Annotated in this window: 19 protein-coding genes; 8 read left to right on the top strand and 11 right to left on the bottom strand. The window is 62.3% G+C overall.

All coding sequences use genetic code 11. From position 1 onward, the window contains the following. Positions 1–205: 205 nt before the first annotated feature. From NA29_RS04120 to NA29_RS04110, 3 genes are all read right to left on the bottom strand, one after another. Positions 206–799 carry an FMN-dependent NADH-azoreductase gene (locus NA29_RS04120; RefSeq protein WP_039395989.1) on the bottom strand — a complete coding sequence of 198 codons (594 nt, stop codon included), beginning with the start codon at positions 797–799 and terminating at the stop codon, positions 206–208. Then, positions 796–1254 carry a GNAT family N-acetyltransferase gene (locus NA29_RS04115; RefSeq protein WP_039395987.1) on the bottom strand — a complete coding sequence of 153 codons (459 nt, stop codon included), beginning with the start codon at positions 1252–1254 and terminating at the stop codon, positions 796–798. Before NA29_RS04115 ends, NA29_RS04120 begins: the two co-directional genes overlap by 4 nt. Positions 1255–1365: 111 nt before the next feature. Then, on the bottom strand, positions 1366–2292 hold the full coding sequence (locus NA29_RS04110) for a LysR family transcriptional regulator (RefSeq protein WP_039395985.1): 927 nt from the start codon (positions 2290–2292) through the stop codon (positions 1366–1368). A gap of 102 nt (positions 2293–2394) precedes the next feature. On the opposite strand from NA29_RS04110, the gene NA29_RS04105 reads away from it, so the two are divergent. The 3 genes from NA29_RS04105 to NA29_RS04095 all read left to right on the top strand — a co-directional run bounded on the left by NA29_RS04105 (position 2395) and on the right by NA29_RS04095 (position 5742). Next, a complete protein-coding gene (locus tag NA29_RS04105; protein WP_039395983.1) occupies positions 2395–3600 on the top strand; it encodes an MFS transporter in 1206 nt (401 codons plus the stop codon). A gap of 153 nt (positions 3601–3753) precedes the next feature. Further along, positions 3754–4563, top strand: a complete 810-nt coding sequence (gene dkgB, locus NA29_RS04100; protein WP_039395981.1) for a 2,5-didehydrogluconate reductase DkgB — start codon at positions 3754–3756, stop codon at positions 4561–4563. A gap of 63 nt (positions 4564–4626) precedes the next feature. Continuing rightward, complete coding sequence (locus NA29_RS04095; RefSeq protein WP_039402313.1) at positions 4627–5742, top strand: alkene reductase; 1116 nt, start codon at positions 4627–4629, stop codon at positions 5740–5742. A gap of 15 nt (positions 5743–5757) precedes the next feature. Here NA29_RS04095 and yddG read toward each other — a convergent pair whose 3' ends face one another. Next, positions 5758–6666, bottom strand: coding sequence for an aromatic amino acid DMT transporter YddG (yddG, locus tag NA29_RS04090; protein ID WP_039395980.1), 909 nt, complete (start codon positions 6664–6666; stop codon positions 5758–5760). Between the two features lie 124 nt (positions 6667–6790). Next, complete coding sequence (locus NA29_RS04085; RefSeq protein ID WP_039402311.1) at positions 6791–7702, bottom strand: LysR substrate-binding domain-containing protein; 912 nt, start codon at positions 7700–7702, stop codon at positions 6791–6793. A gap of 180 nt (positions 7703–7882) precedes the next feature. Here NA29_RS04085 and NA29_RS04080 point away from each other — a divergent pair, with 180 nt between their 5' ends. The 5 genes from NA29_RS04080 (at position 7883) to NA29_RS04060 (ending at position 12468) form a co-directional block, all read left to right on the top strand. Beyond that, positions 7883–8779 (top strand): amino acid ABC transporter permease, encoded by an 897-nt coding sequence (locus NA29_RS04080; RefSeq protein ID WP_231965134.1) that lies wholly within the window; start codon positions 7883–7885, stop codon positions 8777–8779. Beyond that, positions 8779–9579 carry an amino acid ABC transporter ATP-binding protein gene (locus tag NA29_RS04075; protein WP_052252508.1) on the top strand — a complete coding sequence of 267 codons (801 nt, stop codon included), beginning with the start codon at positions 8779–8781 and terminating at the stop codon, positions 9577–9579. The genes NA29_RS04080 and NA29_RS04075 overlap by 1 nt, the downstream gene beginning before the upstream one ends. A 72-nt stretch (positions 9580–9651) precedes the next feature. Continuing rightward, positions 9652–10968 carry an LLM class flavin-dependent oxidoreductase gene (locus NA29_RS04070; protein WP_039395978.1) on the top strand — a complete coding sequence of 439 codons (1317 nt, stop codon included), beginning with the start codon at positions 9652–9654 and terminating at the stop codon, positions 10966–10968. 78 nt (positions 10969–11046) lie between these two features. Continuing rightward, a complete protein-coding gene (locus NA29_RS04065; protein ID WP_039395976.1) occupies positions 11047–11547 on the top strand; it encodes a flavin reductase family protein in 501 nt (166 codons plus the stop codon). Positions 11548–11583: 36 nt separating this feature from the next. Beyond that, positions 11584–12468, top strand: a complete 885-nt coding sequence (locus NA29_RS04060) for an ABC transporter substrate-binding protein (protein WP_039395974.1) — start codon at positions 11584–11586, stop codon at positions 12466–12468. A gap of 59 nt (positions 12469–12527) precedes the next feature. On the opposite strand, the gene NA29_RS04055 is transcribed toward NA29_RS04060, so the two are convergent. From NA29_RS04055 to NA29_RS04030, 6 genes are all read right to left on the bottom strand, one after another. Then, the gene (locus NA29_RS04055; protein ID WP_084104147.1) at positions 12528–13907 is read right to left on the bottom strand and encodes a heavy metal sensor histidine kinase; all 1380 of its coding nucleotides are present in this window, start codon (positions 13905–13907) and stop codon (positions 12528–12530) included. Between the two features lie 26 nt (positions 13908–13933). Further along, entirely contained in the window at positions 13934–14608 is a 675-nt protein-coding gene (locus tag NA29_RS04050) for a heavy metal response regulator transcription factor (protein ID WP_039395969.1), read from the bottom strand. A gap of 86 nt (positions 14609–14694) precedes the next feature. After that, complete coding sequence (locus NA29_RS04045) at positions 14695–15501, bottom strand: alpha/beta hydrolase (RefSeq protein WP_039395968.1); 807 nt, start codon at positions 15499–15501, stop codon at positions 14695–14697. Between the two features lie 158 nt (positions 15502–15659). Then, positions 15660–16604, bottom strand: a complete 945-nt coding sequence (locus tag NA29_RS04040) for an NAD(P)H-dependent flavin oxidoreductase (RefSeq protein WP_039395966.1) — start codon at positions 16602–16604, stop codon at positions 15660–15662. Between the two features lie 105 nt (positions 16605–16709). Next, a complete protein-coding gene (locus NA29_RS04035; RefSeq protein ID WP_052252507.1) occupies positions 16710–17225 on the bottom strand; it encodes a MarR family winged helix-turn-helix transcriptional regulator in 516 nt (171 codons plus the stop codon). Between the two features lie 116 nt (positions 17226–17341). Next, a complete protein-coding gene (locus tag NA29_RS04030) occupies positions 17342–18730 on the bottom strand; it encodes an MFS transporter (RefSeq protein WP_039395963.1) in 1389 nt (462 codons plus the stop codon). Positions 18731–18768 lie beyond the last annotated feature (38 nt).

The following is an 18768-nucleotide window of genomic DNA, read 5'->3' as shown; positions in this document are numbered from 1 at the left end:
CCTTCCCGGGGGAGGAACAGGTGTCGTGGGAATGGGCCAACAATGCCCGTCGCGCAAGAATAGCGCGTGACAGACAGGTGCCATCGTACGCCGGGCGCTCAACACCGGGATGAGCGCCCCGCATCGAGAGGGTACCGACACCATGATTACGCCGCCCCGCTCGGTCGCCTTTATGAAATAGTCGTCCGCGACCGCCCCCCATCACTCACCGTGCGAGATAACGGCTCAGATCCCGTTCGCAGTCGAGCATTGCCTGCTCTGCCTGTGGCGGCATGACCATCCCCTGCATGGGGAAGAACGTCACATCCTTGATGCCGATGCAGCCCAGCGCATGTCGAAGGTATGGCGTCAGGAAGTCGGGCTGACGCGCATTCTCACCGGTGTGAAACCCGCCGGACCCGATGATGACGATAGTCGGCCGATCCCGAAGCAATCCCACCTTGCCTTCGGGCGTGTTCGCGAACGTGCGCCCGATACGCAACACGTAGTCGATCCACAGCTTGAGCGCCGCCGGTACCGTGAAGTTATGCATCGGTGTGGCAATCGCCAGAAACGATGTCGCCTCGATCTCTTCGATCAGTTGCTCAGACAAGACGAAATGCGCCGGATCCGGCTCCCTCGAGGTGATGGCCGTGGCGTAATCAACGGAGATCGGCGGCAAGGGCGACGCCACCAGGTCGCGAACGATTACCGGGCCGTCGCCATAGCGCTGGGCGTTGTTTTCCAGAAACGTCCGGGCCATGCCGAACGCACGGCTGGCCGGTCCATGCGGGCTGGCGTTAAGCAGAAGACTTCTCATCGGCTTGCCTCGCGCGACGTCGTCAACGGTTCCACGAAGTGCATGCCCTTTGCGAGTAGGCCGTTCCGGAAATAGAACCGTTGCGCGAGCGGCATGTGCAGCCCGGTATCCAGCACGAAGTTGGCACATCCTGCCTCGCGGGCAATCGCCTTGACTTCGTTCAACAACTGCGAGCCTGCACCGCCCCGCTTGTTGTCGGCCGCCACGACGAGATCGTCGACGTAGACGAACCGACCGTACAGCAGATTCGTCACGTGACGGTAGCCCGCGAGGCCCAGCAAGCGTTCGCCGTCGAACGCGCCCAACAGTCGGTATGACTCCTTGCGCTGAGCCTCCACCTGCTCAACGAAAGCCTCGGCGCTCGCCAGATGCGGGCGAAGTTCCTTCATGACGGGATAGGCCGCGTGCAGCGCGCCGGGCGTCTCGATGTGTTTGAAAGTAAGCAACGTATTCATGATCTCTCTGACAGTCGTTCACCGAAGACTCTATCCACCGGGGGTACGACGGACCAGTGACAAGAACTGTCGAAACGTCAGGGACAAGACACGTCGCGAGCGTGCCGTGCACTACTGCGCCACCCATCCTTTCGCTTGCCCCGTCGCCATCTGTGCGCGAAGTTCTGCCACCAGATAATCGACAAATGAGGCGATGCGCGCCGAGATCGCCGTGTTGCGGTAATACACGGCGTGAATCGGCTGACGCACGTCCTGCGCCTGACGCGCCAGCACCGGTGTGAGACGGCCCGCTTCACAGTCGCGCACCGTCATGAAGTCGGACAGGCACACGATGCCCGCCCCTTCCAGCGCGAGTTGCCGAAGCGTCTCGCCGCTCGACGACATCACATCCGGCGCGATCCGGTACGGCTCACCGTCTGCGCCGAGAATCGGCCATACGTTCAGCGATTCGGGTTGCGAGAAGCCGAGCAGCGTGTGCTTTGCCAGATCCTCCACCTTGCGCGGATGTCCATGTTTTTCCAGATAGGCCGGACTCGCGAACATGCGCGTGCGGCTGTTGCCGATGAGTCGGCTATGCAGTGTCGAATCCTTCAGGCGCCCGATGCGGATGGCCACATCCGTGCGACGCTCCAGCAGATCGATGAAACCTTCGTTGCTGTTGAGTTCAAGCTCCACCTCGGGATAGCGCTCACGATAGCCCGGCACCAGCGGCACGATCACGTGCAACATGAACGGCGTCGCGGCATCGACACGCAGTCGGCCGGACGGCTTTTCGCGTCGCGTGACCATCTGCTCTTCCGCACTTTCGACCGATTCGATGATGGCGCGCGCGTTCAGCAAGAACGCATTGCCCTCCTCCGTCAGTTCCAGCCGACGAGTCGTGCGGCGCAGCAGCGTCGTCTTCAGCTTCTCTTCCAGCCGCCCCAATGTCCGGCTGGTGGCCGACACCGTCAGGTCCAGTTGCTGGGCCGCCGCCGTGATCGACCCGGCATCCACCACCGCCACAAAGGCTTGCAGTTCGTCGAGCGTGATCTTCATTGTTGATTTGAAATCAAAATAATTTCGTTTATAGGCTACTTTTTCTGCAAAAGTAAAGGGCGCAGACTGCCGTTCAACTTCACCGACCCGGGAAATCCCGTCATGAACCAGTCCTCCCCCCAAACCTCGACAGCGTCGGCGCATGCCACGCTGTCGCTTCTGGCCCTGGCCATCGGTGCGTTCAGCATCGGCACGACGGAGTTTTCGCCGATGGGTCTGCTCCCTGTGATTGCCGAGGGCGTCCACGTCTCGATCCCGACGGCGGGCATGCTGATTACGACTTACGCCCTCGGCGTGATGATCGGCGCGCCCATCATGACGCTCATCATGTCGCGCTGGTCGCGCCGCACGGCGCTGATCGCGCTGATGGCCATCTTCACCATCGGCAACCTGCTCTCGGCCGTCTCGGCGAACTACACGACGCTGCTGTTCGCCCGTCTCGTGACGAGCCTGAACCACGGCGCGTTCTTCGGGCTGGGCTCCATCGTCGCCGCCAGCGTGGTGCCGCGAGAGAAGCAAGCCAGTGCCGTCGCCACCATGTTCATGGGGCTGACGATTGCGAATATCGGCGGGGTCCCCGCCGCCACGTGGCTGGGCCAAACCATCGGCTGGCGCATGTCGTTCGCCGCCACGGCCGGGCTCGGCCTGATCACCATGCTCACGCTGCGCTTCGCGCTACCCAAGGGGGAAGCCGGGCGCATGCCGGACATCCGCCGCGAGTTGTCGGTGCTCACGCGCCCGGTCGTGCTGATGGCGATGGCGACGACCGTGCTCGGTGCGGGCGCGATGTTCACGCTTTACACGTACATCGCACCGACGCTGCAAACCATCACGGGTGCGTCGCCCGGCTTCGTTACCGCGATGCTCGTGCTGGTGGGCGTCGGCTTCTCGGTCGGCAACATCGCCGGTGGCAAGCTTGCAGACCGCTCGATCAACGCCAGCCTGATCGTGTTTCTGGTGCTGCTCGTCGCGATCATGCTCGCCTTCCCGATACTGGCCCGCACGCATATCGGCACCGCCCTTGCGGTCGTGGTCTGGGGTATCGCAACGTTCGCCCTCGTGCCGCCGCTGCAAATGCGGGTGATGCGCGCTGCGTCCGAAGCGCCTGGACTCGCGTCGTCGGTCAACGTCGGCGCCTTCAACCTCGGCAATGCCGTAGGCGCTGCCGCCGGTGGCGCCGTGATTTCCGCCGGATATGGCTATACGGCGGTGCCCATCGTCGGCGCGCTGATTGCCGGGTCGGGCCTGCTGCTGGTGCTCCTGCAAATGGCGATGCATCGCACGCCGATGCAGACCGTCGGCAACTGAGCAGCAGTTTGAACCCTTGATTCAGATTCAAAAATGATTGACCTCTGACGGCGTTTATCTCATGAGTCAGCGCCGCCAGAATGATCGTCATCGCAACACGTCACGACACACAGCAGCACGTTTTTCGTCACCCAATTGATTAAGGAGCTCACGATGAGCCACATTCCCGCTTTCGGTCTCGGCACGTTCCGCCTCAAGGACCAGGTTGTCATCGATTCCGTTCGTACCGGCCTTGAACTGGGCTATCGCGCGATCGACACCGCACAGATCTACGGCAACGAAGCCGAAGTCGGTCAGGCGATTGCCGAGTCCGGCGTCGCTCGCGACGATCTTTTCCTCACGACGAAAATCTGGGTCGATAACTATGCCAAGGGCAAGCTCGCCGCCAGCCTCGAAGACAGCCTCACGAAGCTTCGCACCGACTACGTCGACCTCACGCTGATCCACTGGCCCGCGCCGGACAATGGCGTGTCGCTCGACGAGTTCATGACGGCGCTGGCCGACGCGAAGGCCAAAGGCCTGACGCGTCAGATCGGCATCTCGAACTTCAACATCGCGTTGACGAAGCAGGCGATGGCCGCCGTGGGCAAAGACGCCATCGCGACGAACCAGATCGAACTGAGCCCGTATCTGCAAACGCCGAAGCTTGTGGGCTTCCTTGAGGAACAGGGCATCCACGTCACGTCGTACATGACGCTCGCTTACGGCAAGGTGCTGGGAGATGCCGTCATCGGCAAGATCGCGCAACGCCATCAGGCCACGCCCGCGCAAGTGGTGCTCGCCTGGGCGCTGCAACGCGGTTTCTCGGTGATTCCGTCGTCGACCAAACGTGAAAATCTGGCGAGCAATCTGCTGGCGCAAACACTGCGTCTGACGGCCGACGACATGGCGCAGATCGCCGCGCTCGACCGCAACGCTCGCGAAGTCAGCCCGGACGGACTCGCCGCAAAGTGGGACGACTGATTCCCTTCCTATCGAACCTTTAAGTCGTTGCCTGCGGGCAGCGACGACAACACTGCACACATCATGACTCAGGACCCTCTGTTTCAACCGCTGCAACTCGGCGCGATCACGCTGCCGAACCGTATCGTGATGCCGCCCATGACCCGCTCGCGTGCGAGCCAGCCCGGCGATGTCCCCAACGCTCTGATGGCCGAGTACTACGCGCAACGCGCCGGTGCCGGTCTGATCGTCAGCGAAGGCACGTACATCGCGCCGCTCGGCAAAGGCTATGCGTGGACGCCCGGCATTCATTCGCCCGCGCAGGTCGCCGGGTGGCGTACCGTAACCGAGGCCGTGTATGCCGCGGGCGGTCATATCTTCGCGCAACTGTGGCACGTGGGCCGACTGAGCCACACGAGCCTGCTCGGCGGCCGTCAGCCCGTGTCGTCGTCGCCGATTCAGGCCGAAGGGGTGAACGTCTTCATCGCTGGCGAAGACGGCACGACGCCGGGCTTTGTGCAGGCATCGGCACCGCGCGCGCTGAGCATCAAGGAAATCGGCGAGATCGTCGACCAGTACCGTGCGGCAGCGCGCAACGCCATCGAAGCGGGTTTCGATGGCGTGGAATTGCACGGCGCTAACGGCTATCTCGTGAATCAGTTCATCGATTCGAACGCCAACACGCGGACCGACGCTTACGGCGGCACGCTGGAAAACCGTCTACGTTTCCTGCGCGAAGTGACTGAGGCACTGATCGAGGGCGTGGGCGACGCGAAGCGCGTCGGCATCCGTCTTGCGCCGCTGACCACGCTCAACGGCTGCGTCGACGACGATCCGGAAACGACTTACCTCGCCGCGGCCAAGCTGCTGGGCGAACTCGGCGTTGGCTACATCCACATCGCAGAAGCCGACTGGGACGATGCGCCGGTGATGCCGGTGGAATTCAAGCTGAAGTTGCGCGCGGTGTACCCGGGTGTGCTGATTTACGCGGGCGGCTACACGGCAGAGCGTGCGCGTGACGCCGTGTCGGGAGGATGGGCCGATCTCATCGGCTTCGGTCGTCCGTTCGTGGCCAATCCGGACCTGACGGAGCGCCTGCGCGTCGGTGCCCCGCTGGCCTTGCATCATCGCGACACGTTGTTCGGTGGCGGTGCTCGCGGCCTGACCGATTATCCGACGATGGTCAAAGAGGCCGCCTGAGCGGCCTGGCGGACGTCATGACGACGTAGCGACGCGCGCCTTCCCGGTGCGTGTCGCCCGCCAGCACAGGATCGACCCGCCGCAGACCATGCACGCGCCCTGCCAGAAGGGTGCGGACAGCGGCGTGCGCAGTAGCAGCGCGGCCAGCGCCGCAGACAGCACGGGGATGAAATACGACGCGCCGACGAGGATCGTCACATTGCCGCGCAGGATGCCCACGTTCCACGCCGCGTAACCAAAGCCCATCGCGGCGGCGGCCAGCACGAGATAAACGCCTGAGTGCAGATCCAGCGACATCGCGCCACCGCCACCAGCGAAATACTTGATCCAGAGCGCAACGGCCACGAGCATGAAGAACGGCGTCACACCATTCTTGCCCTCTGCAATTCGCGCTGTCACGGTGCAATACCCCGCCCAGATAATCGCGCCGACGAAGGCCAGTCCGTAACTCAACGGGTTATCGGCAATGTTGACGAGCATGCCGGGCAGATCGAGCCCCTGATCGCCACCGAGTACCCAGCAGATGCCAAGCATCGACAACACAAAACCGGGCACGACCAGCCAGTTCGCGCGCTGCTTGTTGAAGAGAATGGCGGAAACTAGTGTGAACGTCGGCCATAGGTAATTCACCATACCGACTTCAATCGCCTGACGCGCCGTATTCGCGTAGCCGATGGACAGCGACAGACACAGTTCATAGGCGACGAACAGCAAACCGCCCCACACCAGATAGCGACGCGGGAACGTGCTGAGCTTCGGGAAGCCGACCGTCAGCACAAGAAACAGCGACGCCACCGAGTAAATCGCCGCCGCACCGCCGGTCGCGCCGAGGCTTTCGCTCACGCCGCGAATCAGCGCCACAATCGACGCCCAGAGCACCACTGCGCTCAGTCCAATGAGTGTCGCCTTGTTCCTGCTATTCATGCGGTTTCCTGCGTCGAGGACGGGTAAGTGGCCAGCGCGGGATTATACGGAATGCGGATTTGCGTAGCGGCGTCGCTCAGACGGTTTACGCAGATCATCGCCGGTCCGCCGCGACCGGCAGCCGCTATGCACCGGCAAGATTTCCGTCGCCCAGTTTCTCACGTGCAAACGCCCGCACATGCTCCACAAACGAATTGAGCAACAGCGGCACTGGACGCTGCGAAGGCGTCAGCACTGAAGTGTCGGTGAATATGGCTGGCTCGAAACGCTTGAACACCACGCCGGTGCCACGGTAGCTCCACGCACTGAACGCGTCGATCAGTGCAACGCCAGCCCCCGCTTCGACAAATGAGCAGATGGCGTACGAAATCTGACTCTCCATCTGCATTTTGACTTCCACGCCGTGCGACGCGAGCAATGCATCGATCTGCAATCGCGCCTCCACGCTGCGTGGGTGCGCGACAAATCGCTCGCCGTCGAGATCGCTCGGCCCTACGACGTCGCGCTCGCAAAGTCGATGTCCCGCAGGCAACGCACAGATCATCTTGGCCGCGACAAGTCGCGAGGCATTCGCCGTCGGATGACTCAGCGACAGCCGGGCGAAGCCCACATCGCAGCGTTGCCCCATGACCATGTCGACGATGGAGCGCGTTGAGTGCATGACCATCGACACATGTGCCTCCGGTCGCGTCTTCAGGTAATCCGCAATCGCATGCGGCATGAAGGAAAGCGCCAGCGCGGGTGCCGCCGCAACATGAAGCGTGCCCCGCTGCATGTTCCGGATCTCGTCGGCCGCCCGCGCGATCCGGTCGACGCCGACTAGCGAACGCTGTACCTCTTCGTACAAGGCGCGGGCTTCCACCGTCGGATACAGCCGTCCCTTAACCCGTTCGAACAATGTGAATTTCAGCGACCGCTCCAGATCAGCGATCAACCGTGTGGTCGCGGGCTGCGAAATGTGCAGCATCTCGCTGGCGAGCGTCACCGTCTGATGCAGCATCACGGCGCGAAAGGCTTCGAGTTGGCGGAGTTTCACGTGGGCATCCAATAACAAAACATTATCGATTTGCAAAAAAAAAGCATTTCACAAGCAGATTTTGACTTTCTACTCTTCCGATATCCCCAATTTCATTTGGTTGTACGCGGGGATCATCGGCAATAACGATATGTGTTGGAAAGGGGGTTTACCCCAATCATTCGGAGGATGACTCACCTTATGAGCAACGAAACTGCGTACACGCTCCCGCCCCCGGCGACGCGTGACGACATCTCACCCACGCCCGCGCCAGACCTGCGTATATATCCGCGCCCGAAGAAATCGGACTGGCTTTGGTACGGATTGTTCGGCATCGCCCTGATTCTTTTCTACCAATGGTTCATCGACAACCCGCGCTGGCAGTGGGACGTCGTCGCCCATTACCTATTCAACGCCCGCGTACTCGCGGGCCTTGGAAACACACTGATCCTCACGGCATTTGCCAGTGCACTCGGCCTCGTGCTCGGCGCCATCGTGGCGGCGTGCCGCATGTCCGCCAATCCGGTATTGCGCGGCGCGGCGTTCGCCTACATCTGGATCATTCGTGCGACGCCGACGCTGGCGATGCTGTTGTTCCTGTTTTTTATCTCGGCGCTCGTACCTCGCCTCTATCTGCCGATACCGTTTCTGAACCTGAACCTGTTCGACATCGATACCAGCAACGTGATCTCGCGGCTAAGCGCCGCCACGATCGGGCTGGCGATCTATCTCGGCAGCCACAGTGCGGAGATTTTTCGAAGCGGCCTCGGTGCCGTCGACAAGGGACAACGCGAAGCCTGCAAAGCGATGGGCATGAGCGACATGCGGATGATGTGGCACGTCGTCATTCCGCAGGCGGTTCGCGTCATCATCCCGCCGCTGGCCAACGAGCTCATCACGATGTTCAAGAACACGTCGCTGGCCTCGGTCATCGGTTACGTTGAACTCCTGACGACCGTCCAACTGATCTATTCGACGACCTTCGAAACCATTCCGCTGTTAACCGTCGCCTGCCTCTGGTACCTATTCCTGACCAGCCTCGCCATGTGCGGGCAGCTCCTGCTCGAAAAGCGCTTCGGCAAAGGAGTCCACCCGTGATGAACTCTCTCCATGACGCCCTTCATCTGCAAGCTCAGCCGCCGTTGCTGCAAATGCGTAACGTGACGAAGCAGTTCGGCGCGTTTACCGCGCTGCACGGCATCGACTTCAATCTGTATCGCGGCGACGTCGTTGCCATCATCGGTCCCTCCGGATCGGGCAAGAGCACCCTGCTTCGTTGCATCAACATGCTCGATCTGATCGACTCCGGCGTCGTGACGTTCAACGGCGAAGTGCTCGGCAGCGAGATGCGCGGCACACGTTGCATCAGGTTGCCAAAGAAGGAACTGGACCGACAGCGCCGGTACTTCGGCATGGTGTTCCAGGGGTTTCATCTCTTTCCCCATTACACGGTGCTTGACAACGTGCTTTCCGGGCCGCGCATCGTCGGCGGCGCCGCACGTAAAGACGTCGTCGAGCGTGGCAAGTCGCTGCTCGCCCGCGTCGGCCTGTCCGACAAGATGAATCACTATCCGTCGCAACTCTCCGGTGGACAGAAGCAGAGAGTCGCTATCGCCCGGGCGCTGGCGATGGAGCCGGAGGTCATGTTGTTCGACGAACCGACCAGCGCCCTCGACCCGGAACTGGTTCAGGAGGTGCTCGACGTTATGAAGGAATTGGCCAGCACCGGCACCACGATGGTGGTTGTCACCCATGAAATGGAATTCGCCCGAAAGGTCTCGAACCACGTCGTATTCATGGACGGTGGCCGCATCGTCGATCAAGGCTCGCCCGACCACATCTTCCGGGGCGGCGGCACAGCGCGAAGCCAACGCTTTCTCGCGAACGCTCGCGCATAAGTCCGGCGAGGGGTGCCCGCGACGCTCATGCGACACGCCCCCTCCATCACACTCGATTAAACAGGATTCGAAATGTCAAACGACGGAATGATGAGACTGGGTGTCTCGATGCGCTATCTGGGCTATCACATGGCGGCGTGGCGGCATCCCGATGTTCCTGCCGACGGCGCAATCGACTTTCACTACTTTCTTGAGAGTGCGCGCAAGGCCGAAGCGGCGAAATTCGACATGATCTTCTTTGCGGACGGTGTTGGCGTGCGGGCCTCCGATACGCCCCCGGGATCGGCGTCACGCGATGCAAAAAACGCCGAACTCGAACCTTTGACGCTGCTCGCGGCGATCGGCGCCTGCACAAAGCATATCGGCCTCGTGGGGACCGCTTCGACGACCTATAACGAGCCGTTCCATATCGCACGAAAGTACGCCTCGATCGATCACATCAGCGCCGGACGCGCAGGCTGGAACGTAGTCACGTCGTGGTCTCAGCAAGAAGCGTGGAACTTCAACCGCGACGAACACCTGGGCTACGAGGAACGATACGAGCGTGCCGACGAATTCGTGGACGTCGTCAAGAAGCTCTGGGATAGCTGGGAAGACGACGCCTTTATCCGCGACAAGGCCAGCGGCATCTTCTACGACGAGAGCAAGTTGCACGTCCCGCACCACAAGGGCAAACATTTCAAGGTGCGCGGTCCGCTGAATTCGGCACGCACGCCGCAGGGCCGCCCGATCATCGTTCAGGCCGGCGCCGCTGACGCCGGGCGAGAGATTGCCGCGAAAAACGCCGACGTGGTGTACAGCGCATCGTTCGACATTCAGTCGGCCAAGGCATATTACGACGATTTGAAAGGCCGTCTCGCAAAATACGGTCGCACGCCGGACCAACTCCTGATCATGCCGGGGCTTACGCCGTACGTGGGCCGCACACGGCAGGAGGCGCAAGACAAGTTCGATCAGTTGCAGGAGCTGATCGACCCGCTAAGCGGTTTGTCGATTCTCTACAGCGTGCTCGGCGACCTCTCCGGCTACGACCTCGATGGCCCGGTACCCGCCACTAGCGCCGGTCCCGTCAGCAGCATCGGCAATGGATTGCTGGAGATGGCCCGGCGCGACAACCTCACGATTCGCCAGCTCTACAAGATTCGCGCATCGGGCGGCCGCCAGTTGATCGGCACGGCGCAGGACATCGTGGACGATATGGAATCGTGGTTCCGCGAAGGTGCCGCTGACGGCTTCAATCTATGTCCAGCGACGCTTCCCGGCGGTCTTGACGACTTCATCGAATTCATTCTTCCCGAACTGCGTCGTCGCGGCCTATTCCGAACCGAGTACACGGCACAAACGCTACGAGGCAATCTCGGACTCGGCGCACTGTCATTTGGCGGTTGAAGGCGATCCGGCGCGATGTGTGCGGCCCGGACTTGCCGTGCATGTCGCGCGCTTCATCAGAACTCAAGAGGTATCCGTATGAACGACCAAGTTTCCTCCGACGTCTTTCGACACGCCATGACGTGCTTCGCCAGCGGCATCACGGCGGTGACCACATATGAAGAACGTGTGCCGTCCGGTCTAATCGCAACTTCAGTGTGCAGCCTGTCTGCCGATCCGGCCACGATCCTCGTATGCGTGAACAAGACAGCGTCGGCGCATGACGTCATCCTTCGGACACGGCGCTTTGCCGTCAATCTGTTGTCAGCAGAACAGCTGGCGGTGGCGAAGCGCTTCACTTCGTTGCGCGGCCCCGAGCGCTTCGACCCTGCGCACTGGCAAGCCGGGGAACTGGACGTCCCCACACTGTCAGGCGCGGTCGTCGTATTCGAATGCCAACTGGCCAACGTGTATGACGGGTTTACGCATAGCATTATCGTCGGCCAGATTATGCAAGCCACCGTCAACGACGAGGGGGCAGCCGACTGTCTGCTCTGGCATCACCGGGATTTCGCCCGCACCGTTCAACAAGCCGCCTGATACGCCACCGACCTGCCGACTTCCAGAGGTTTTCGTATGACGATCGAATTCAAATTCGCGACGGCATGTGTCGTCGCCTGGCTCGGGATCGTGAGTCCCGCCCACGCGCTGGAGCCGCTCGCCCCTCCGGCCATCAAGGTTGACCCCGCACTCGCTGCACAAGTCCCGAAGTTCTACCGTGAGCGCGGCACCCTGACCGCGGGAGTCAATCCCGATGTGGCGCCGATCAAATTCGTCGACGGTGAAGGCAACATCATCGGGTTCACCCCGGAACTGCTCTCAGCAGCGGCTGCGGTGCTGGATCTGAAGGTCAAGCTCGCCCAGTCGTCATTCGACGCCCTCATTCCCGGTCTGGGCGCCAACCGCTTCGATGTGCTGCTCTCGCTTGCAGACTTTTCATCGCGTCAGAAAGTCGTGACGTTCGTCGATTACCTCGACATGGGCATGACGGTCGTCGCCATGCCTTCAAGGGCGGTCACCCTTCCGTCGCTCGATGCGCTCTGCGGTATGCAACTCGCTTTGCCGCGCGGTACGGCCTCAATGGAAAAGGCGACCAAGTTGAGTGAAAAATGCCAAAAAGACGGCAAGCGGCCCATTTCGGTGGCGACGTACCCCGACTCGAACATGACGCTGCTCTCGCTATCGACAGGCGCCAGCCAGGTCGCCTGGGTGGATTCGCCGGTCGGCTACTACAACGAGACCAAGTTTCCCGCCAAGTACAAGGTCATTCACTACAACGCCGAAGCGCCCTATGGCATCGGCTTCGGTGTCGACGAGAAAGGGCGGCAACTCGCGAGCGTCATGCGGCAGGCCTTGCTCAAGCTCCAGCGCGACGGCACCTATGACGCGCTGATGATGAAATGGGGACTCGCCACCAAGGACGCCAAGCCAGACTTCCCCATCAACGGCGGCATGCGCTGACACGGGGCACACATGGCACACAGGACAGACGGCGAACAGTGGCGGCCGCGCCACCAGTGTCACCCCTTAGGGAACACCAGCGTAAAGCGCGTCACGCCGCTCTCGCTCGTCACGCGCCACGCGCCGCCGTGCAACTGCATGATGCTGCGCACGATCGACAACCCCAGCCCGCTGGACTCCGACGAGCGTTGACGCGACGCGTCGGCGCGATAAAACCGGTCGAACAGCCGCTCGCGATGCGCCGGTTCAATCGTCGCACCGCGATTCTCGACGTGCAGCCACGTTTCCCCCGCACGCTGCTCTGCAATCAGACGAATCACACTGCCCTCGTCCGCGTGCCGCACCGCGTTGGCCAGCAAGTTCGCCATCGCGCGACGCAGGAGTTGCGCGTCGGCCATCACTTCACCGCCACCATCGCGCTCGATACGCACACCACGCTCGTCGGCCAACCCCTCGAAGTAATCGGCGATGCGCTCGAATTCATCCGCCACCGACAGCCAGTGCCGATCGATGGCGTGATCGGCATGTTCCGCGCGCGCGAGGAACAGCATGTTGTCGATCATCTTCGAGAGACGCTGCAACTCTTCGAAGTTCGATCCGAGCAGCCGCTGGTAATACGCCGGATCGCGCGACTGGCTTAAGCCGACTTCCGTCTGCCCGAGCAAGTTACCGATCGGTGTGCGCAGGTCGTGCGCCATATCCGCCGAGACCTGCTGCAATTGCGTGAACCCGCGCTCAAGCCTGCCGAGCATCGCGTTGATCGACGTGACGAGTACGTCCAGTTCCGCAGGCGTATCGCGCTGCGGGAGCCGGGTGGAGAGTGTGCCCACGCCAATGGACGCCGTCTGCGCCGCCAATCGTCGCAGCGGACGCATGCCGCGTCGCGCCAGCCAGAACGCGAACAGCGCCGCCAGACACGCCGCCGTCATGGCGAACAGGAAAATCTGCGTCCGGTAGTCACCAAGCATGCGCGTGCGCTGCGTCATCAGACGCCCCGACACGATTTGCAGATCGCGCTGCCCCGCCACACCGTGCGCTGTCGCCGCAACATAGATGAACGGCGTACCGTCGGTGGCTTGCGTGTGATGGACGGCGTCGAGCGTGAGCGGCGTGTCCGGCGCGACAGGCGTGACCGGCGGTACACGCGCGTGCCCAGGATTGACCTGAATGAGCGGCGGCTCCCCCGGGTAGCCCACGACCAGCAACGACTCCGTGTTGCCGAGCATGTTGGCGAACAGATGTGGCTTGTCGCGGATGAGATCGTGTGCGTCCACGTCCTGCATCAGCGTGCGCAACTGGTCCACACGCGTGACCAGCGCACCGTCATCGCGCACGACCAGTTGCGCCTCCAGCTTCCAGTACAGCACGAAGCCGACGACAGCCATCGCCGCGAATGCCATCAGTGCGAAGCCGAGCGCCAGACGCGTACTGAGCGACATCCGTTTGCCAGTCACCGGCGCGTGTGTCATTCGAGGGCCTCGCAGCGATAACCGACGCCGTGCACTGTATGGATCAGGCGGGTGGCAAACGGCTCGTCGACTTTCTGACGCAGACGCCGCACCGCCACATCGACCACATTCGTGTCGCTGTCGAAGTTCATGTCCCACACGCGCGACGCGATCAACGCGCGCGACAGCACTTCGCCCGGATGCTGCACGAAGAACAGCAGCAGATTGAATTCCTTGTTGGTGAGCGTGATGCGCGCGCCGCCTCGCTCCACGCGACGCTTCGTCACGTCCACGCAAAGGTCGCCGACACGGAGCATGTCGTCGGCAGGTTGCGGCTGCCCACGTCGCAAGATGATGCGGATACGCGCCAGCAACTCTGCGAACGAGAACGGCTTGACGAGATAGTCGTCCGCACCGAGATCGAGCCCTTTGAGCCGGTCTTCGAGCGTGCCGCGTGCGCTCAGGAACAACACCGGTGTGCGCGTGCGGTCGCCGAGCTTGCGCATGACGGTCCAGCCGTCCATGCCGGGCATCATGACGTCGAGCAGAATCAGGTCGTACGCGAGTTCCTGCGCCATATGAAGGCCGTCGATGCCGTTCGGCGCGACGTCCACGACATAGCCCGCCTCGGTCAGCCCGTTTTGCAGATACTCGCCCGTCTTCGCTTCGTCTTCTATGACCAGAATGCGCATGGTGTCTCACTCATCCAGCACGCCAATAGCGACGGCGGCCCGAGTGGACCGCCATCCTGCTTGCCTCAACCGCTTGCGCGGCGAGCTTACTTGCCCGAAGCCGTTGCGGCTTCCTCGATCAGACGGGCCACCGCCTGCGGGTGCGACTCGTACACCGAGTGGCTTGCGCCTTCGATCTCCACGGTGTGCGCGTGCGCACGTGCAGCATACATCCGCTCGAGATCCGGGTTGATGATACGGTCGGCCTTCGCGACCATATACCACGACGGCTTCGTCTTCCACGCCGGATCGGGGATCAGCGCCGTGAACACGGACGCGGCCGTCGGCATCTGGGCGTTGGCTTCGAACTCGGCCTGCGCACGCGGCAGATCGGCGGCGAAGTCAGCCGGATAGTCCTTCGGATTCAGATAGAGATAGTTGTCCGGCGTCTTCACGACCGCCTTGGTCAGATTCGGAAACTTCTTGCCGTTGCTGGCCTCGGTCTCGCCCACGTCGAGCGCGTGCGCCGCGATGTAGACCAGCGCCTTCACATGCGCATCGTTACCCGCCTCGGTGATGATCGCGCCGCCGTAGCTATGACCGACGAGCACCGCCGGGCCGTCCAGGCCGTCGAGCACGCGCCTGGTGGCGGTCACATCTTCCTGGAAGGACGTCAGCGGCTCCTGCACGAGCGTCACGTGATAGCCGTCCTTGACCAGCAGGTCGTAGACCGGGCGCCAGCCCGCCCCCCCCACGAACGCACCGTGCACCAGCACGATGTTTTTGATCGGACCGTTGGCAGAGGGATCCGTCGGGGCCGCGTGAGCCGACAGGGCGGGGAAGGCGGCGGCGGCAAGCAACGCGCCGACGGTGGCGGTGCGCGCAGCAATGGCGCGCAGTTGACGAGTGGGCATGGTAGCTCCTTAGATTGACGTCATGGCTTCACAATCGGGTATTGGGACGTTGCGGTGAACAACGTGAAGCCAGTCTAAGGAGCGGGGGGCGTCAGCGAACTGACGCAGACATTACAAAAAAATGACGAAATCGGTGGCCTGTGGATGCTTGTTGACGCTTATCCAGCCAACCGGCGTGCCGCGCTCTCGCACTCCTCCACCAGCCGCGCCATCACCTCTGCCGCTGCGGGCAGATCACCGATCAGCCCGGCCGACTGCCCCAGTTCGACCTTGCCCCACTCGACATCGCCGTCGAGCGCCGCCTGTTTGAGCGAACTGGATTTGAACAGCGTGTCGTACGCAGCGGCGTCCGGCTCTTCCTTGTCGGCCAGCAATACGCGCTCGGCGAATTGATTTCGCGTCATGCGAACGGGCAGGCCGCGCACCCCGACGAGCGTTGTACCGTCGATATCGGTATCGAGTACCGCGCGCTTGTAGTTGTCATGCACCCCCGCCTCGCGCGTCGCAAGAAACCGCGTGCCAAGCTGCACGGCATCCGCACCGAGCGCCAGCAACGCGGCCACGCCATACCCGTCCGCCACGCCGCCGCCCGCCACAATCGGCAAGTCGAATTCGACGACCGCGCGACGTACGGCCACGAGGGTACTCACACCGTTCACCGGCGGATGCCCGCCCGCCTCTGCGCCCACGACGACAAGGGCGTCCACGCCTGCATCCGCCGCTTTGCGCGCATGAGGCAGGGTCGAGACCACGTGAATCCAGCGAACGCCGCGCGACTGAAAGCGCTCGAGATGCGCTTTCGGACCGCCTTGCGACGCAATCACCACCGGCACCCCTTCCTCTTCGATGACGTCGAGAAATTGCTCGGCCTGCGGCCGGTACAAAGGGATGTTGACGGCAAACGCGCCATCGGTGGCGGCCTTCACTTCGCGCACGGTGTCGCGAAAGGCATCGAGATACATCGGACCTGCGGCGATCACGCCGAGCCCGCCAGCATTCGAGACGGCAATCGGCAACGCCGCGTTGGACGACGCCCAACTCATCCCGGCCTGGATGATGGGATATTTGATATTCAACAGCCGAGTGAGACGGGTCTGAAGCATGAAAAGTCCCTCGAAATACCGCGCAGACGCGCATTGACGATGCTCGTCAATCTAAGGGACATATGATGCATTGTCAAACAATTTACCGCGAAATCAGCAACTCGATCAGAGCCCTTCGCCAGCCTCTTCCCGCTCCTGATCCAGCATGATCCTCGCCTGATACGTGAGCTTGTCAAGTATCTTGGGCAACGCATCGCGTTCTGCGCGCGTGAGCACAGACAACAGACGGTCGTTGAGTTCTTCGGCGACGGGGAACACCTGCTTCACGAGATCTCGGCCGTGGGCCGTGAGCGAGATGACGACACCGCGCGCGTCCGCGCTGTCGGTGCTGCGCTGGAGAATGCCGCGCGCTTCGAGCGCCGTCACCGTACGGCTCATCAGCCCCCGGTCGAACTGCGCCTGCTCGGCCAGCCGATTGAGCGACATACCGTCGCTGCTGTGCAGCAACGCGATGGAGCGCCATTCGTTGAGCGTCAGACCGAAGTTGCGCTCGTACACGCTGGACGAACCCTTCGTGTAGATGTTCGTCAGTTGACGCAGTTGAAACGACGTGAGCTGCCGCAAGTCGGACGGTGCTGCGCTCACCGGTTCGGGTGAGCGCGAGGGGTTGGGCTTGGGCATGTGACGAATCAGCCGGTAGGCAGGGAAAGGAATGGCGTCATGCTATCGCCTCGCCCGAGCCCGGTCAAACCGGCATATGCCTTGATTCCACACGGATTGCGCACCGCCTCACGCCCTCATCTCGGACGGGAAACCCCCTTGGGCAACAGCCGCGCAGGAATCCCCACGAGCAACAGAATGCTGCCGAACAGCACGAAGCATCCAGCGACCTGCAAGCCGAGCGCGAGACTGCCCGTCGTCGTCTTCACGTAGCCGATCACGCTCGGCCCGACCAGCCCGCCCAACGCACCGATGCTGCTCACCACCGCAATCCCGGCCGCCGCACTGGCGGGCGCGAGATACGTCGACGGAATCGTCCAAAAGACGGACAAGCTCGACAGGTGCCCCGCCGTCGCCACTGCCAGCAAGACCACCGCCAGCTCGACGTTATGCGACAGATACGGCATGACCATGAGGCTCGCCGCCGCAAACATCAACGGCACCGAGGCGTGCCAGCGACGCTCGCGCCGACGGTCCGAGTGACGGCTCACGATCAGCATCGACACGATGCCGACCACCGGCGGAATCGCCGAGAGCAGACCGACGTGGAACGGATCCTTCACGCCGGTCGACTGAATCACCAGCGGCGCGAAGAACGCGATGGTGCTCGCCAGCACATACGCACAGAACGACACCAGCCCTGCCACGTACACGCGCCAGTCGCCCAGCGCCGCCAGCGTGCCGCCGTGACTGTGCCCCCCTGCGCCACCCTTGCTCGCCTTCTGACGACGCTCCTCGTTCAGCACGTTCGTCAGCCGCGCCTTCTCGTCGTCGCTTAGCCACTTTGCCTGCTCCGGACGGTCTTCCAGCGCGAAGAACACCACGATTCCGAGCACAATGGCGGGAATGCCTTCGAGCAGGAACATCCACTGCCAGCCCGCGAGTCCGTGAATCTGATGGAAGCTGCGCATGATCCAGCCCGACGTCGGCGCACCGATCATCGTCGCAATCGGAATCGCGACGAACGACAACGCCGTCACACGCGCACGCCGCTCCGCCGGAAACCAGTAGCTGAGATACAGGATCAACCCGGGAAAGAAGCCCGCCTCCGCCGCGCCGAGCAGCATGCGCGCGACGTAGAACTCCGTGGGCGTGCGCACAAACATCATGGCGCATGAGACCGCACCCCAGAGCGTCATGATGCGCAACAGCGTCTTGCGCGCGCCCATTCGGGCAAGCATCAGGTTGCTCGGCACCTCGAACAGCAAAAAGCCGACGAAGAACAACCCCGCGCCGATGCCGTAGACGAGATCGCTGAAGTGCAGATCCGCCTTGAACTGAATCTGCGCGATGCCGATGTTCGCCCGGTCGATGTAGTTGATGATGTAGCAAACGAACAGCAGCGGCAGCGTGCGCCAGGCGATCTTTCGGTAGGTCGATTCCTCGACTACCTGACCGGCCGCGCTTGCGCCAGACGTGTCCGTCCCGCCGAACGGCTGTGACGCCGTCGTCGTATGTGAAGTCATGTCTCCTCCAATCTTGATTTTTTGATGAGGTTCGGTTG

Source organism: Pandoraea sputorum (assembly GCF_000814845.2).
In the GTDB taxonomy this organism is placed as follows: domain Bacteria; phylum Pseudomonadota; class Gammaproteobacteria; order Burkholderiales; family Burkholderiaceae; genus Pandoraea; species Pandoraea sputorum.
The sequence above is the reverse complement of the archived record's forward strand: the minus strand, read 5'-3'. Positions and strand labels throughout refer to the sequence as shown.

Excerpts from the sequence above, each read along its gene's own strand:
- NA29_RS04060 (WP_039395974.1), top strand. The coding sequence starts at position 11,584 with ATGACGATCGAATTCAAATTCGCGACGGCATGTGTCGTCGCCTGGCTC.
- NA29_RS04120 (WP_039395989.1), bottom strand. The coding sequence starts at position 799 with ATGAGAAGTCTTCTGCTTAACGCCAGCCCGCATGGACCGGCCAGCCGT.
- NA29_RS04110 (WP_039395985.1), bottom strand. The coding sequence starts at position 2,292 with ATGAAGATCACGCTCGACGAACTGCAAGCCTTTGTGGCGGTGGTGGAT.
- NA29_RS04115 (WP_039395987.1), bottom strand. The coding sequence starts at position 1,254 with ATGAATACGTTGCTTACTTTCAAACACATCGAGACGCCCGGCGCGCTG.
- NA29_RS04030 (WP_039395963.1), bottom strand. The coding sequence starts at position 18,730 with ATGACTTCACATACGACGACGGCGTCACAGCCGTTCGGCGGGACGGAC.
- dkgB (WP_039395981.1), top strand. The coding sequence starts at position 3,754 with ATGAGCCACATTCCCGCTTTCGGTCTCGGCACGTTCCGCCTCAAGGAC.
- NA29_RS04035 (WP_052252507.1), bottom strand. The coding sequence starts at position 17,225 with ATGCCCAAGCCCAACCCCTCGCGCTCACCCGAACCGGTGAGCGCAGCA.
- NA29_RS04065 (WP_039395976.1), top strand. The coding sequence starts at position 11,047 with ATGAACGACCAAGTTTCCTCCGACGTCTTTCGACACGCCATGACGTGC.
- NA29_RS04105 (WP_039395983.1), top strand. The coding sequence starts at position 2,395 with ATGAACCAGTCCTCCCCCCAAACCTCGACAGCGTCGGCGCATGCCACG.
- NA29_RS04095 (WP_039402313.1), top strand. The coding sequence starts at position 4,627 with ATGACTCAGGACCCTCTGTTTCAACCGCTGCAACTCGGCGCGATCACG.
- NA29_RS04075 (WP_052252508.1), top strand. The coding sequence starts at position 8,779 with ATGAACTCTCTCCATGACGCCCTTCATCTGCAAGCTCAGCCGCCGTTG.
- NA29_RS04070 (WP_039395978.1), top strand. The coding sequence starts at position 9,652 with ATGTCAAACGACGGAATGATGAGACTGGGTGTCTCGATGCGCTATCTG.
- NA29_RS04040 (WP_039395966.1), bottom strand. The coding sequence starts at position 16,604 with ATGCTTCAGACCCGTCTCACTCGGCTGTTGAATATCAAATATCCCATC.
- yddG (WP_039395980.1), bottom strand. The coding sequence starts at position 6,666 with ATGAATAGCAGGAACAAGGCGACACTCATTGGACTGAGCGCAGTGGTG.
- NA29_RS04045 (WP_039395968.1), bottom strand. The coding sequence starts at position 15,501 with ATGCCCACTCGTCAACTGCGCGCCATTGCTGCGCGCACCGCCACCGTC.
- NA29_RS04055 (WP_084104147.1), bottom strand. The coding sequence starts at position 13,907 with ATGTCGCTCAGTACGCGTCTGGCGCTCGGCTTCGCACTGATGGCATTC.
- NA29_RS04050 (WP_039395969.1), bottom strand. The coding sequence starts at position 14,608 with ATGCGCATTCTGGTCATAGAAGACGAAGCGAAGACGGGCGAGTATCTG.
- NA29_RS04080 (WP_231965134.1), top strand. The coding sequence starts at position 7,883 with ATGAGCAACGAAACTGCGTACACGCTCCCGCCCCCGGCGACGCGTGAC.